The organism is Dysgonomonas termitidis (genome assembly GCF_054657735.1).
Window position 1 is genome coordinate 558,194 of sequence record NZ_BAAHYD010000003.1, and the last position, 15,702, is coordinate 573,895.

Genomic DNA, 15,702 nt, shown 5'->3' on the forward strand with positions numbered 1-15,702 from the left:
AAAATCGCATCCAAACATACTCAATCAAAATCAACCATTACATATTGTGTATCAAACAAATATACGTTGTTTCCAATTTTATTGATTTGGATGGTTTTGAACTTACCAAAACCGGCTCTGGGTACTGAGGCGGAGAAAGTTGAAAAACTCTCTCCGCTTTTTGTTTTTATACCTCGTAATTCATTGGTTTGCTGATAAATTAAATCAAGTACCATATTATAAGAATTGGTTCGATATGAATTTCCATCAAATGCGACTTTTTCGGGGAACATTGAACTTAATAGCTTGCATTTCATTTCAACCTTACCTTCTTTTATATAGTAATCCATATTGTCTATCAGGCCAATAGAGTACTTCAATTTTGGTTCGATATTAGAACGGTTTAGGTTTTCTTCTATTGTCTTTTTTTCTTGAATGACTGCAATTTCTTTTTATACCTTTCCTTCATCCTATCGTAATCATCCTGTTTTACTTTTCATCTATATACATATCCTCTAATTTGCTTCTTCTTGGTTCATATTTGCCATTTCAATACATACCCTGAGATAATGGGGCGTAAAGTGAACTTTTTTTCGGAACAAGATAAGGCTGCTAATCCAACTGAACACAGCAACAAAGCCAAATGTAATGCAAGCTATTGGAAACCATAAGTATGTTAATAGAATGCATTTCTTTTTTAACAGTTCATATTTATCCATCAAATAATTCCAGATCTTACGATTGGCTTCCTTTTGAGAGTATTTGATATAAGCTAGTTTGTTCATGGATCAAAAATTAGAGTTTATTTAAATTTGATTGCATGCATCTTGCGTCTTTTAGTTATACGTTATACTATACTCCTATTTTGAGGATTACACTCTCTCCAAACTTCTATAAATTATTTTATTTTTTCTTCTCGCAGATATTTTAAAGGGGAAAGTAGTCGTTCACCAAGGCTACGGTCATCGGTAATAATCTCAGCTTGCCCCGATAGTTCACCTGTAAAATTGAGTATTTTTCCTGACGTCGTCATTAATCCTTTAGTTAATTCTACTTCCACAGTATATTTATCTTCTGTTGGAACAAGGGATATATTCCTTATTTTAGCTTTAAGTATTCCATACTCCATATAGGGATATCCATTCAATTTGATGTTTGTAACCTGACCTACTTTAACTTTTCCATATCCAAAAGATGCGATAGCCGTTTTCCCTATGATTTCTCCTGGCTGTTCGGATATAACGGCAAAGACCTTATCCCCCGATTCTACAAACTGGTCTTTTTGCCAGAAAGTATTAAATGTTACAGTTCCATTTATTGGAGATATTAACAAATATGTTTGCTTCCATGCTTCAATGGCGGTAACTAATTCTCTGTATGCCGATCTTAATTCTGAATAATATTGATTCTTGTCCTGAAGGTGTTGCAGAGATAGTTTTTTAACGGATTCATTCATCTGTACAGATTCTACATTCTCATGTATAATTGATGTCTGGAGCTGATGAAAGGATTGTTGCAGGTTTAAATAGGTTTGTTCAGCTGTTTCCAGCTCAGCTTTGGAGATTACACCTCTGTTATATAAACTTTCTTCCCTTTTGTAAGCTGATCGTGCTAATGTCAATTCATTTTCTTTTAATTTCAATTGTTTTTTTTAAGCAATGAAATAGTTCTTCTTTTCTGATATTTGTTTTTGAAGAGCCAGTTTCTCTTGGCTTGTGAGATTGACGGAATGAAAGTTATCATAGTTTACAGCAGCTCTTGTAAATAATGAAAACGTCGATTGTAAATCGCCGAGTTCATATGAGCATGTATAAAGTTCTGTTGGGATATAGAATACGGAATCGGATATAACCACTTGATTTAGCAAATTACCCAGTTTATTTACATCATTTGTTTGTGCTGCATTGTCTATTACAGCCAGAAGATCATATTGGTTTACGTGTTGTTTTTCTCTGCATAATAAATCCTTAATTCGTCCGCTGGATTTTGCAACAAGCCATACTGGAGGGTTCTGTGTCGTTATAACAATCTCTCCAGTTACAATATCAGGATATTTAAAGAAAAAACAACCGATAAACAATACTAGAATCACTCCGCAGATAACCGATATACCATACCTTATAAGAGCATGTGGCGGACGGGTCAGGATTTCCTTGACCTCATCACTGCGTAATTCTATTTTATCCGATTCTTTCAATTTCATCTATAGTTCCAGTTGGTTTTTTACGAGGCTGTAATAAGCGCCTTTATTATTTGTTAACTCTTCGTGTGTTCCTATTTCCACGATTTCGCCTTTTTCCAGCACTACAATCTGATCAGCGTGGCGTACAGTACTTAACCGATGGGCGACAATGATAGAGGTACGTCCTTTAAAAAAATCCCAAAGATTTTCCATGATGGTACGTTCATTATTTGCGTCTAAAGCATTTGTTGCTTCATCAAAGAATACGAATTCCGGATCTTTATATACGGCCCTAGCTATAAGAATCCGTTGTTTCTGACCTTGACTTAATCCATGCCCTTCACTTCCAATTTTAGTATTGTACGAAAGGGGGAGTGACTCTATAAATTCACGAATATTTGCGGTTATAACAGCATTCATTAAGCGTTCCTTATCGATATTTTCTACCTCAGGCGCTATGTTTTTCGCAATTGTATCAGAAAATATAAACCCATCTTGCATAACTACTCCGCATTTTTTACGCCATTCGCGGATACTGTAACTATTTAGGTTGTTTTCACCTAAAAGGATATCACCTTTATCCAAAGAGTAGAATCTCAGCAGAAGTTTTAACAAAGTTGTTTTACCGCTACCGCTAGTTCCAACTATGGCCGTTTGTTTGCCATAGGGAATTAGGAATTCAATATCTTTTATAACGGTTTTACCAATTGATGTTTTATCATAAGAGAAGTTTATTCTCCTTATATTCAGATCTTTATTTGATGGGATATTCTGTATTTGTATCTCATCCATACTCTCCTCTTCTTCTTTTTCATGTATTTCGCTTAAACGCTCTATGCTAAGTTTTGCATCCTGTGTTTGTCGGAAAAAATTTATCATTTGATCAATAGGGCCATTTAGTTGTCCTATAATATACTGTACAGCCGACATCATTCCCAAAGTCATATCTCCTTGCACTACTAATTGAGCAACTAAAGCCGTTATAATAAGATTCTTTACCTGATTAATCAATATAGCACCAGAATTTTGGTACTGTCCTAACGCAAGACCTTTTATACGGATACGAAATAGTTTTGCTTGTATACGTTCCCACTCCCAACGCTTCTGTCGTTCACAAGCATTAAGCTTAATTTCTTGCATGCCTGTTATAAGTTGCACTATATTGCTTTGATTAGCCGATTGTTGCGCGAAATTTTTGCGGTCAAGCTCTTCTCTTCGTTTCATAAATATCCATACCCAGCAGAAATACAGGATACTGCCAATAAAAAAGATAATAAATATTTTCACGCTGTATAGCAATAGTACAATACTGAAAATGATAATATTGAAAAATGAGAATAAAATGTTTAAAGTCGAATTTGTCAGATAATTTTGTATGCGATCATGGTCATTTATACGCTGCAGAATATCTCCGACCATTTTCGTATCAAAATATTCCATAGGTAAACGCATGAGTTTAATAAGATAATCTGAAATCAAGGCAATATTGATTCGTGTTCCCAAATGTAAAAGTATCCATCCCCGTATAAATTCTACTGATGTGCTACTAAGAATTAATACGAGCTGGGCTATAAGTACCAGATAGATAAAACTAAGATTTTGAGTGTTGATACCAAAATCAACAATAGATTGTGTAAGAAAAGGAATTATTAGTTGAATAATACTTCCAAAGAGCAGACCTAAAAATAATTGAGATATGAACTTCTTATAAGGTTTTAAATAAGCAAAAAGGAATCTGAGTCCTACGCGCTCAGCCTTATTAGTTTTCTGCTCATAAAAGTCGGGGGTAGGCTCCAAAAGTAAAGATACACCAACTTTTTCTCCTTCATTAACTGAGCTAATCCAACAATGGCAGAATTCGTCTTTCGTATATTTAAATTTTCCTCCTGAAGGATCTGCAATATATATATAATCAATACCTCTTTTTCTCTTTATTTTATATACAACAACAAAGTGTGATTGATTCCAGTGAATGATACAGGGTAATGTTGCGTCTTTTAAATTATCAAAAGGAATCATTATACCCATTGTACGAAAGCCTATGTTTTCTGCAGCTTCACTGATGCCTAAAAGTGATACACCTTCCCGCGTTATACGTGATTTCTCCTTTAAATCCTCCAATGAATAAGTTCGCCCATAATACGCTGCCACCATTCTTAAACAAGTAGGGCCACAATCAACTAAATCGTGCTGAATAAAAAGAGGGAAGATGTTTTTGTGCATAGAAATGATAACAATATGATAACGTTAAAGAATGTATTTTTATAAAAATTCTAAATAATTTTGAATCTATAAAAAGGACTTATATGATTTCAAAAACCGAGGAAAAAGAATTTTATAAAACAATTTATATATTAACTTTTGGTAAAGAGTTCCATTATTTTTACTCGAATGAAAGTGAGACTATATTAAACTTTCTGAAAAGAGAATTCTGGGGTGAAGATTTGCGTCTCAGAATAAATCTTCTTGCTAAACTCCTTTATTTTGATTCTTTAGTGAATCCACAGATAAGCTCCGAATTAAGAGTAAAATCCAAAGAGCTAATACTGTATGCTACTCACATGCTAGAATAAGTCCCACCCCCTTAATGTTTTTTATAGAAATTGAGGCATCTTCTGATAAATAACGTCTCATTTTGCTGATAAATACATCTAGACTTCTAGATGTAAAATAGTCATTTGTACCCCAAAATTTGATTAGTATATCTTCTCGAAGAACAACTTCTCCTTTTTTATCACATAATAAATTCAATATTTGGGATTCTCTGGAAGTAAGGTTTTGCTTTTTTGAATTATAGTCTAAGTGATAGAGCGTAGGGTCAAATAGATATTTTCCGATTTTATATATCTTTTCTTTATGTTTTATTACCTGATTATATTTTAGCTGCATCAATGCTTTAATATGAGCATCTAATTCATCTGGTAAAAAAGGCTTTTTTATATAATTATTTACTCCGGCTTCATATCCGATTTTAACGTCTGTAGACGAACTCTTTCCTGTAGCAAAAATAATTGGTATATCTGTGTTAGATTTCCGAATGTGTTTTACCATATCTATTCCATTTAAAATTGGCATATCAATATCTGATACAATTACATCGGGAGTATAGTCTGCTAATATTTGTAAACCCTCATCACCATTTACGGATGTTATCACTTCATAACCACCAATGATTTCCTCAAGGCTGCTTTTTATAATATAGGCTAAATTTATATCATCTTCTATTAATAATAGTTTTATCATTTTTATTTGGTATTATTATAGTAAATTCACTGTATAGATCCAATAAACTATTAATTTTTATTTCTCCATCATGTGCCGTAACAACCTGATAAACATGATTTAACCCCAATCCAAATCCACTTTTGTGATTCTCCTTTTTCAGAGAAATTACACGTTCAAACTTATCAAATATACGCTTTTGATCTCTCAACGAAATACCTATTCCATTATCTTTTATTTTTATTATTGTGTTGGATGCATTTTTTAAACAAACAATAGTTATTACAACTTCATTTTTAGAATACTTGATCGCATTATCAATCAAATTGCTAAATGCTTCATACATATATTCTCTATCTGCGTAGATAGTATTTATATTATTATATTCTGTAATGAACTGGATATTCTTTTCTGAATTTAATTTATATTTCTCTATTAATTTGTCGAATATTGATTTTATATCAATATGTTGTTTGGATAAGTTTACCTTTTTTTCTTCAAATTTAGCAATAGTCAATATTTTGTTTGTGAGAGATAAGAGATGCTCTCCTTCTGCAGTTAGAATACTGTAATACTGATCTTTTAATTGTGGTTTGTTATCCAATTTACCTCCTTTTAGAGTATTTACTCCCATTAATATTGTTGTTATAGGATTTTTCATGTCATGGATCATTGCATGTGTAAAATCTTGTCTGATTTCAGCAATGCGATCCTGTCGGGTAATTATTCGGATTTGAAAGAAAAGGCAATAGCCAATAAAGATTGCTATTATAAATGAGGTTATAAGTAATAATAACATTCTGCTGAATATCATTCGATTAGGTGATTTTACTGTTGTTTGAATCATTTCCGATCGATCGGTTTTGATCGGTTTCTGAATCCGAATCCCTGACGATAATTCCTGTTGGAAACCAGTCTCTATTTTTTCTATAATTTCACCATCTGCTCCAATCTTTACTATAGAATAATTAATCTGGTCAAGATTCTTTTTTAACGTTTCTTTCCAGATGCTATCTAATTTAGATATAGAAAAAGGATATCCCTCTGAAGATAAGAATTCACTAAAGATTATAGCATTTGTATAAGAACTATTCTCAGGTTTTGCTCCTGTTACAGTTCTACCACTCGGTATGCGAGATGAATTATTTAATCGAAGGTATACTTCTTTTTCAATTGATTGGACGAATTCTTTTTCGAGTTTATCTTCCAACTCTTTTTCATAGAAAGAATATGTATTATAGAGCCAAATCCCTTGTAGGGCAAATATTAATACAAGGCCGATACAGGTAACTATTTTTATAAGATTATTCTTCATTTTCACGAGATTATACAGTAAACAAATATAACAATATTTAAATAACATTCATATAACATTATATAATTTTTTGATAACATATTGTTTCGTTTTATCTGCCTTACTTTGTTATCAGAATTAATTATCAACTTAAATTATTACAATATGAAAAAAAAATTCGAAAATTTCAGAAAATACGAATTAAGTAAAAATATGTTATCCAGAGTTAAAGGTGGTGGACAATGGGTAAAACTCGAAAACGGAGAGTATGTCTGGGTCGACAATTAAAGATCGTGTTAACAATTATATAACATAAAGATGATATTTCAATAACCTGCTTCAAAGGAAAATGAACAGATATTTGCATTACAAGAAATTATAAACTAAAATAAAAAGTTATGAGACTAGCAGATTTAACAATGGATGATTTCGATTTATTAGAGGAAACAGATCTTGGACTAATAAAAGGAGGTCGGACTAAAAATGTATCGGAGAAAAAAAGAATTTCGGATAATAATTACATTTCTAACGATGACAACTTTTCATTTTTTCTCAAAGGGTACAGACATTAATCTATAAAATTATATTGATCAATTATAAGTAAGTGGAAGCCGAAAAACTTAGAGAGAGTAGGCACTTTTAATTAAAAAATTAAAACTATGAAACCAGAAGAATTAAAAAAAGAAGAAGAACATGTAAATCTAGAGAACGATATCATTGAGGAAGCAGAGGCTGATGCATTAAAAGGAGGTAAAGCTGACTTAGCTCAAGAGTCAGTTGCTCCTGGTACTGCAGGACTCAATGTTTGTTGCAATTTTTAATACATAAAAATATTAGCTATGAAACCAGAAGAATTAAAAAAAGAAGAACAGGTAAATCTTGAAAACGATATCATTGATGAATCGGAGGCTGATGCATTAAAAGGAGGTAAAGCTGACTTAGCTCAAGATTCAGTTGCTCCTGGTATTGCCGGACTCAATGTTTGTTGCAATTTGTAATACATAAAAATATTAATTATGAAACCAGAAAAGTTAAAAAAAGAAGAGGAACAGGTAAATCTTGAAAACGATATCATTGGGGAAATAGAAGCTGATGCATTAAAAGGAGGTAAAACAGCTATTGTTCAAGATTCTGTATCCCGTGACACAGATGGAATTTCAGCTTGTTGCAATCCTACTTAACATAAGTATAACAATAAAAAACGAGAAGGATAAGTAACTGAACCATAAAATTAGTTCCTTTTAGGATTCTGTACTACATCGATCTGATAAAATTTAAGTAGTTGTAAAACAGATTAATTTAACTTTTTTACAAATTAGGAGGTTAATAAGGAAGCCTCCTAATTTTAACAATTTAATTAGGAAATTAATATGAACCAAATATTCACTAATAAAGATTACAAATACACATTAGGAAAAGAATGGGTATTGAGGGATGATTCTGAATATATGAATAAATATTCGGCATTGAACATAAACACTGGTCAAATATTATATTTAAATCAACCCCTTTTTGCTTTTTTAAAGATAATGTCGACAAATTCACTGTCTTTCAATCAAATAACAGAGATGTTCAGGCAGAAAGATATTAATTTTGACTGGAAACATTTCTTTGATATATATAAGAAAAATAACCCTATCAATTTATTAATTCCATCAACTATTCCTTACCAAGAAAAATATCAAAAATATAATATTGATACACATGGTTTATCTGCTCCAGTAGCATCTACTCCATTTGATGCTGAAATCCATTTAACACATAAATGTAATTTAAGATGTTTACATTGTTTCCAAGAATCTGATGCAAAAAGTAATAAGTTCTCACATTTGAGTTTAGAAAAATGGCTTGATATTTTTGATCAATTTGAACAAATGAAAATGTTTCAAATTACAATTTCAGGTGGCGAACCTTTATACTACAAATATTTTAATGAATTGATGGAAGAGATTATCAAAAAGAAACTATGTTACAATATATTGACTAATGGAACTTTAATTAGTGAAAAAAACATCCAATTATTATCTAGTCCAAATATTTTCTTAAATATCTCTTTAGATGGACATAATGCGAACCTGCATGATTCTTTGAGAGGAAAAGGTACTTTTTCTAGGACTGAAAATGCAATAAAGAAATTACTAAATCATGATGCAAAAATAAATATCTCATATACTGTTCATAAAGAGAATTATCAACATATTCGGGATATGGTAATATACGCAGTAAAAATGAATATCAAGTCTATTACTTTTAGTGCTATTGACGCAATGGGACGTGCTGAACTTAATAACAGATTATTACTGTCAGCCAAAGAGTATAAGCAAATAAAAGAGAATATTGAAAACTTAAACTTAGAGTTTGGAGAAAAAATAAAACTTTCTTTTGTTAACCTATCCGAACCAGGCTCAATAACTAATTTATCAACAGATTATATATATTGTTCAGCAGGAACTCGTCGAATAGCAATCAGTGCAAATGGTATTTTATATCCATGTGTATATGGATTTGGTCATGAAGAATTGGCTATTGGGGATATAAAAGAGAAATCAATCATAGACTGCTGGGTTGATTATGAAAAATGGGCAAACTACAGAGGAAAAATAAAATTACAGAATCTAGAAAAATGTGGAGGATGCTCTTTAAAACAAAAATGCACATTAAAATTCTGCCGGCTAAAAGGATATGAAAAAGAAAAAAACTTTTTAGCGAAGCCTAAAAATTGTCTTGCAGATAGAATATATCAATTACAATAAACTAAATAGATATGAAATACTTCTTATTTACTCTTTTTGCTTCTCTTTTTGCCAATACAGCAAATCTTCATGCAAATTTCATATTGTCAGGTAAGATAATAGACTCAATAGAGCACACGCCTATCGAGTTTGCAAATATTGTCATTCTATCGCCAAAAGATTCAACATTTGTTTCAGGAACAATTACTGATGAAGAAGGCTATTTCAAAATTGACAAGTTGGAGCAAAAAGAATATATTTTAAAAATATCATTTATTGGATACAACAGCTATTTTAAAAATATCATTTTACGTTCCGACATAAACAATCTTGAAGATATTATGCTGGCTCCGTCTGCTAAAATGTTGAATGAAATTGTTGTTACACCCAAAGAGGTGCCATTTAAACTCACAGGCAATAGTGGACTAATCGCTAATGTCAGCACCTCTCTCCTAAATAGTGTTGGCACAGCTAATGATGTCATACAAAGGATGCCTGGCATTATTGTGACAGACAACAACATTTCGGTATTAGGAAAAGGTAATCCCATAATATACGTAAATAACAGGCGGTTAAATGATAATCAAGAGTTGGAAAGAATTGAATCATCTGAAATTTCTACTATTGAACTGCTTACTAACCCTGGAGCAAAATATGATGCATCGGGACGTGCTGTATTAATTATCAAAACTAAAAAAAAGCAGAACGGATTTTCATTTCAGATAACAGAAAGATTGAGACAAGCAGCTTATTTAGGGGATAATGAGAATGTTAATATTGCATATTCTACAAGCAATTTAAATCTTTTTGCATCATATTATCATCTTTATGGCAAGATGAAAACAAATGAGAAAGAGTATATTCGTGTTACTTCCGATAATCTATGGGAACATGATTTAGAATCGCCTTATAAATATACAAATGATATTCAGCAAATAAATTTAGGATTGGATTGGAATATTAATGACAAACATGCTGTTGGAGGACAATATCAGTATTATTTTCAATCATCTAGAAATTGGGCTGATATTAAAGGAAAGTCGGTTCTAAATAGTAGTTTCTATGATGAATATATTGCAAACTCATTTATCAAAGAAAAGCCATACAAGCATATCGTTAATGCTTTTTATAAGGGTTCTTATAATAATAGATTCTCGTTACAAATAGACCTTGATTATATCAAAAATCATGGAAGAAGAGATCAGAATACAGAGGAAGTCTCTAATATGGAAAATAGAATAGTAAATACACTCAGCCAATCCGATTATGATCTTTATGCGATGAAGATGACGAATAATTATAAATCGACTATTGGGCTATTAGAATTTGGAGGAGAATATAATAATATTTCTGGATCAGGTTTTATGTTAAATCCAGAAGGTTATACAAAAAATAATATATATACTACAAATGAACAAAAAGCGGCTGCTTTTATAAATTACTCAAAGGAAATTGGTGGTTTTGGGCTCACTGCAGGCTTGCGTTATGAATATACTCATATAAAAGCAACACAGGATAGCATAAAAACCACAAAAACAAACCAGATATATAATGCTTTATATCCTAGTTTCTCCATTGCAAAGAATATAGAAGATGTTCAACTGAGTTTGAGGACCACAAAACGTGTGCAACGTCCTAATTTTTCTGATTTAAATGGTAATACCATATATTTGAATCGCTTTTTATTACAGACTGGAAACCCTTATTTGAAGAAGGTGGATATATTTGATATGAATATACAAGCTAATTATAAAATGTTTTATATCAATGTTGGATATACTTATGAGAAAAATCCAATTACATTTACTCAAAAGGAAGAAGATAATTCAGAATCGATTATACTGGCTGTCGATAATTTCCCCAAATATCAGGAACTTAATATCATTTCCAATTTTAGTCATGAAATTGGAAGATGGTATCCTAATTACACGATAGGTATAAGAGCTCCCTTTTTTTCAGTCGATTATTTAGATAGAAGTGAAACGTATAATAAAACAGATTTATCTTTTAGAGCATATAATGACTTCACTTTACCTTATAATTTTATATTGTCTCTTAATTTCTCCTATCAAAGTAACTTTAGTTATTATTTGATGGATATGAGGCACTATGAAAAAATAGACTTGGGTTTAAGGAAATCATTTTTTGAAAATCGGCTGAAGTTAAACCTGGAAATCCGTGATGTTTTCAATTGGGTAAAAGAAGGAAATGTAATGAAAGTTAATAACGTTTATTTTGATCAATATAAAAAGAGGGAAACCAGATATGGACAACTTACCATAACTTACTTATTCAATAATTATAAGAAGAAATACAGAGGCTCAAACGCAGCTAAAGATGATATTAATCGATTCTAGGTGAGATATTGCTATGAAAAAATTTCCTATATATATACAACCGGATGCTATGGACTGCGGGCCTACATGCTTACGCATGATTTCTGCCTATTATGGTTATAATTGTACCTTAGAAACGTTACGTAATCATTCATACATAGGTAAAGACGGTGTTTCATTATTGGGAATAAGTAAAGCTGCTGAAAAAATTGGACTTAAATCAATAGGTGGACGGTTTACATTTGAAAAATTAATTGAAAAAGCTCCGTTACCTTGTATTGCACACTGGAATCAAGAACATTTTGTTGTAGTTCACCATATCAAAAAGAAAAAATCGGGTTATGATTTATATATAGCAGATCCGGGCAAAGGATTATTAAAATACTCCGATGAGGAATTTAATTCTCATTGGATAAGTACTAAAAAAGATGGTAAAGAGAAAGGAATTGTTCTTATTCTGGAGCCAACAGCAGATTTTTATCAGAAGGAGACAGAAAAAACTAAAATAGATAGTAAATTAAAATTTCTGGGACGTTATTTTATTAAATATAAAAAGTTTTTCAATCAATTATTTATTGGATTATTTATTGCTTGTCTTCTACAACTTCTGTTTCCTTTTTTGACACAAGCAATTGTTGATATTGGAATTGGGAATAAGAATATAAATTTTATATGGCTATTATTAGTCGCTCAATTAATGCTACTACTCGGCCGGGCAAGTATCGATTTTATACGAAGGCGGATTTTACTTCATATCAGTACTCGTATTAACATCTCTCTAATATCTGATTTTTTCATCAAATTGATGAGACTTCCCATGTCATTCTTTGACACGAAGCTTATGGGAGATTTGTTGCAACGCATTGATGATCACAATAGGGTTGAACGGTTCCTTACAGCTCAGTCTTTAAATCTTATATTTTCTCTTTTCAGTTTTATTATATTTGGAATAGTCCTCTTTATATATAGTATCAAAATATTCTTAATATTTATAACTGGTAGTTTACTGTATGGCATTTGGATATTTTTCTTTCTTGAAAAACGCAGGGTGCTGGACTATAAATACTTTGAACAGCAAGCCATTAACCGAAGTAAAACATATCAGTTAATAAATGGGATGCAGGAAATTAAATTGCAAAATAGCGAACAACAGAAACGTTGGGAATGGGAAGATACTCAGGCTGATCTTTTTAATGTAAGCCTCAAATCGCTTTCTTTACAACAAACACAGGAGGCGGGAAGTATTTGTATCAATGAGATCAAAAATTTATTAATCACTGTTTTCGCTGCTACTGCAGTTATCCATGGAGATATGACATTGGGGATGATGCTTTCGACTCAATATATTATTGGGCAATTAAACTCTCCGGTAGAACAAATGATGCAATTTATATATCAATATCAGGATGTTAGCATTAGTCTGGAAAGAATGAGTGAAATACATAATAAAAGTGATGAAGATTCAGATAACAGAATAATCTCAGAATATTCTAATTTAAAGGATAAGACAATCTATGTTAATAACCTTGATTTTCAATATGAAGGTTCTTTGTCAAAAAAAATACTAAATGGAATTAGTGTAATAATTCCGGAAGGTAAAGTGACAGCAATTGTTGGAGCTAGTGGTAGTGGAAAAACGACACTCATTAAACTACTGCTTGGAAACTATTCTGCGACAAATGGAAATATAACAATAGGAAATTCTTCTATCGACAGAATGAATCTATATTGGTGGCGTTCCCAATGCGGAGCTGTAATGCAAGACGGTTTCATATTTTCAGAATCTATCGCTAAAAATATAGCTGTTTCAGATGAACAAATAGACATATACAGATTGCAAAATGCTGCTAAAACAGCAAATATTGATGAGTATATTTCAAATCTGCCTTTGGGTTATAATACAATTATCGGACAAGAAGGACAAGGCCTAAGTCAAGGCCAAAAACAACGAATACTAATAGCTAGGGCAGTATATAAAAATCCTCAATTTATCTTTTTAGATGAAGCAACAAATGCATTGGATGCAAATAATGAGAAAATAATAGTCGAAAATCTGGAAAACTTTTATAAAGGAAAAACTGTAATAGTAGTTGCTCATCGTTTAAGTACAGTGAAAAATGCCGACCAGATCATTGTTCTTGATGGGGGAGGGATCGTTGAACGAGGGGATCATGAAGAATTAGTTCAATTAAGAGGCAAATACTTTCAATTAATAAAGAATCAATTAGAACTTGGAAATTAATAGATTATGTCAGAGTATAAAGATATTGAATTGCGTAGCGAGAAGGTTCGTAACATTATCGGAAAAGTTCCTTCTATTATATTAAGAATTGGGACCTTTATAATCTCTTTTTTAATAATACTCTTTTTAAGTATCGCTTATTTGGTTCCATTCCCTCAATATAATAAGATTATAATTTCATTATATGTAAATCCTACAATTCAAATAGGAGAAGCTTCTCGTTCTGGGATAATTACAATTAATACAAATAAAACTGAAATTTTATTAGATGAATACGTTGGGTCATTAAAAACAGGGCATGATTCTATTATTGTATATAAAGCAATGAACAAAGGTGAAATTTTATACAATTGCGACAATGGGGATTACATAGAAAAAGGAGAGGTCATTTTTTCGATAATACCTGATTCTATCCACTCAATATATGGTATATTCTACATCACTTCCGACCAAATGAAAATTATTCAAAAGGGGCAAGAAGTAGAAATATTATTAGATGAACATTCTTTCATGAGTAAAATATCTGATATATATCCAATAAGCAAAACAAATAATAATGGAACTTTATATAAAGCAAAAATCGATTTTCATGATATTTCTAAAGAAATTAAATTATATAACGATAAAGATATTACGGGAAAAATACTCATTTCAAAGAAACCTTTATTGCAAAGGATATTAAATATTCAACTGTGAATATTCTTATGGTTGTGTACATTGTATAAAATGCTTTTTTTGCCTGACGACTTATTGGGAAATACAAACCAAATTTCATCGGCAGTATAGAAGTTATCCGTTAGCCACTTTCGCCAATCTCCTCGATTTTTTAGATGCTTGATTTTATTTTCTGTTGTCATAACAGTTCATTCAAATTGGTTATTTTACAGCCTTTACTTTCATAGTATTGCAGCATCTCGTCAATTTTCCTTTTATCATAACTCGTAATGCAATCTGACAAGACATTGACATTATAATTTGCCTTAACCAAGTTATAACAGGTTGATTTGACACAAGCAATGGCATCTGCTCCTGTTATATAGAAATCAGATATTCCGTTTTTATTAACAAAGTCTGCGAACTCCTCACTGCTTAATGCGTTTCCTTTGAATTTTGTGAAAATATTTTTTGATACTATTTTCAAATCCGAAACTAATTCAGCCCCTTGTGTGTTGGGTTTAAAAGTCCTGGTGCCGTCTGATAAGTTTTCGTGTCTTATATAAACAACGTGAATACCATTATTGACCGCCCAATCTATGGCTTTATTTATATTGCCGATTATTTCCTTATAATTCTTTGTTATATCATTTTGAATATCTATTATTACTAATACTTTTTCCATTTTGCTTACTTTTTTATGTCCTTGCCGGCCGGTTTATATTTTGTTTTCATTGTCCTATTGCCTATAAAACCATAATATACTTGTAAAATGATATGAATATATGAAATATCCGGACTAATAAATAAAAAATCTCCCCTCTTAATATAGAAAGAGTAAAAGTAGTTGATTCTGATATATTTATCCTTCTGTTCGGTACTTCTATTGTATTGTTTACAAAGATATACAATTATATGACCTGGGAACCTACTCTCTCAACTCATAAATTAAGTATGAACCTCCAGAAGATTTGTACATCGCAGCCCATCATTTGAATGAGGATAGTCGTCAGATCCTAGAGCCTATAACTCAGTTGTCTGGACAAGAAGATGTGATTCGG

At 31.4% G+C, this 15,702-nt stretch carries 14 protein-coding genes and 2 pseudogenes; 8 read left to right on the forward strand and 8 right to left on the reverse strand.

All coding sequences use genetic code 11. From position 1 onward, the window contains the following. Positions 1–20: 20 nt before the first annotated feature. The 6 genes and pseudogenes from ACYQ3L_RS23540 to ACYQ3L_RS23565 form a co-directional block, all read right to left on the reverse strand. Positions 21–516 (reverse strand): annotated as a pseudogene (locus tag ACYQ3L_RS23540) (hypothetical protein); the annotation flags it as partial. A gap of 361 nt (positions 517–877) precedes the next feature. Continuing rightward, positions 878–1,621, reverse strand: coding sequence for an HlyD family secretion protein (locus ACYQ3L_RS23545; RefSeq protein ID WP_379998711.1), 744 nt, complete (start codon positions 1,619–1,621; stop codon positions 878–880). A 9-nt stretch (positions 1,622–1,630) separates the two neighbouring features. After that, positions 1,631–2,182 (reverse strand): HlyD family secretion protein, encoded by a 552-nt coding sequence (locus ACYQ3L_RS23550; protein WP_379998713.1) that lies wholly within the window; start codon positions 2,180–2,182, stop codon positions 1,631–1,633. Continuing rightward, on the reverse strand, positions 2,183–4,384 hold the full coding sequence (locus tag ACYQ3L_RS23555; protein WP_379998714.1) for a peptidase domain-containing ABC transporter: 2,202 nt from the start codon (positions 4,382–4,384) through the stop codon (positions 2,183–2,185). 330 nt (positions 4,385–4,714) lie between these two features. After that, on the reverse strand, positions 4,715–5,404 hold the full coding sequence (locus ACYQ3L_RS23560) for a response regulator transcription factor (protein ID WP_379998715.1): 690 nt from the start codon (positions 5,402–5,404) through the stop codon (positions 4,715–4,717). After that, positions 5,376–6,698, reverse strand: a complete 1,323-nt coding sequence (locus tag ACYQ3L_RS23565; protein WP_379998716.1) for a sensor histidine kinase — start codon at positions 6,696–6,698, stop codon at positions 5,376–5,378. The genes ACYQ3L_RS23560 and ACYQ3L_RS23565 overlap by 29 nt, the downstream gene beginning before the upstream one ends. Positions 6,699–6,842: 144 nt before the next feature. Between ACYQ3L_RS23565 and ACYQ3L_RS23570 the strand changes: the two genes are divergently transcribed. The 8 genes from ACYQ3L_RS23570 to ACYQ3L_RS23605 all read left to right on the forward strand — a co-directional run bounded on the left by ACYQ3L_RS23570 (position 6,843) and on the right by ACYQ3L_RS23605 (position 14,683). Then, positions 6,843–6,965, forward strand: a complete 123-nt coding sequence (locus tag ACYQ3L_RS23570) for a hypothetical protein (protein ID WP_379998718.1) — start codon at positions 6,843–6,845, stop codon at positions 6,963–6,965. 371 nt (positions 6,966–7,336) lie between these two features. After that, complete coding sequence (locus ACYQ3L_RS23575) at positions 7,337–7,498, forward strand: hypothetical protein (protein WP_379998722.1); 162 nt, start codon at positions 7,337–7,339, stop codon at positions 7,496–7,498. Between the two features lie 18 nt (positions 7,499–7,516). Next, positions 7,517–7,675 (forward strand): hypothetical protein, encoded by a 159-nt coding sequence (locus ACYQ3L_RS23580; RefSeq protein WP_379998723.1) that lies wholly within the window; start codon positions 7,517–7,519, stop codon positions 7,673–7,675. Positions 7,676–7,693: 18 nt separating this feature from the next. Then, the gene (locus ACYQ3L_RS23585) at positions 7,694–7,858 is read left to right on the forward strand and encodes a hypothetical protein (RefSeq protein ID WP_379998725.1); all 165 of its coding nucleotides are present in this window, start codon (positions 7,694–7,696) and stop codon (positions 7,856–7,858) included. A 189-nt stretch (positions 7,859–8,047) separates the two neighbouring features. After that, on the forward strand, positions 8,048–9,430 hold the full coding sequence (locus ACYQ3L_RS23590) for a radical SAM protein (RefSeq protein ID WP_379998727.1): 1,383 nt from the start codon (positions 8,048–8,050) through the stop codon (positions 9,428–9,430). Between the two features lie 11 nt (positions 9,431–9,441). Continuing rightward, positions 9,442–11,766, forward strand: a complete 2,325-nt coding sequence (locus ACYQ3L_RS23595; protein ID WP_379998729.1) for an outer membrane beta-barrel protein — start codon at positions 9,442–9,444, stop codon at positions 11,764–11,766. 13 nt (positions 11,767–11,779) lie between these two features. Beyond that, positions 11,780–13,987 carry a peptidase domain-containing ABC transporter gene (locus ACYQ3L_RS23600; RefSeq protein ID WP_379998731.1) on the forward strand — a complete coding sequence of 736 codons (2,208 nt, stop codon included), beginning with the start codon at positions 11,780–11,782 and terminating at the stop codon, positions 13,985–13,987. Positions 13,988–13,993: 6 nt separating this feature from the next. Further along, positions 13,994–14,683, forward strand: a complete 690-nt coding sequence (locus ACYQ3L_RS23605; RefSeq protein ID WP_379998733.1) for an HlyD family secretion protein — start codon at positions 13,994–13,996, stop codon at positions 14,681–14,683. Between the two features lie 20 nt (positions 14,684–14,703). Here ACYQ3L_RS23605 and ACYQ3L_RS23610 read toward each other — a convergent pair. Both ACYQ3L_RS23610 and ACYQ3L_RS23615 read right to left on the reverse strand, forming a co-directional pair. Next, a pseudogene (locus tag ACYQ3L_RS23610) lies at positions 14,704–14,844 on the reverse strand (YdeI/OmpD-associated family protein); the annotation flags it as partial. Continuing rightward, positions 14,841–15,326: a cysteine hydrolase family protein gene (locus tag ACYQ3L_RS23615; protein WP_379998735.1), complete on the reverse strand. Its 486-nt coding sequence runs from the start codon at positions 15,324–15,326 to the stop codon at positions 14,841–14,843. The pseudogene ACYQ3L_RS23610 and the gene ACYQ3L_RS23615, both read right to left, overlap by 4 nt. Positions 15,327–15,702 lie beyond the last annotated feature (376 nt).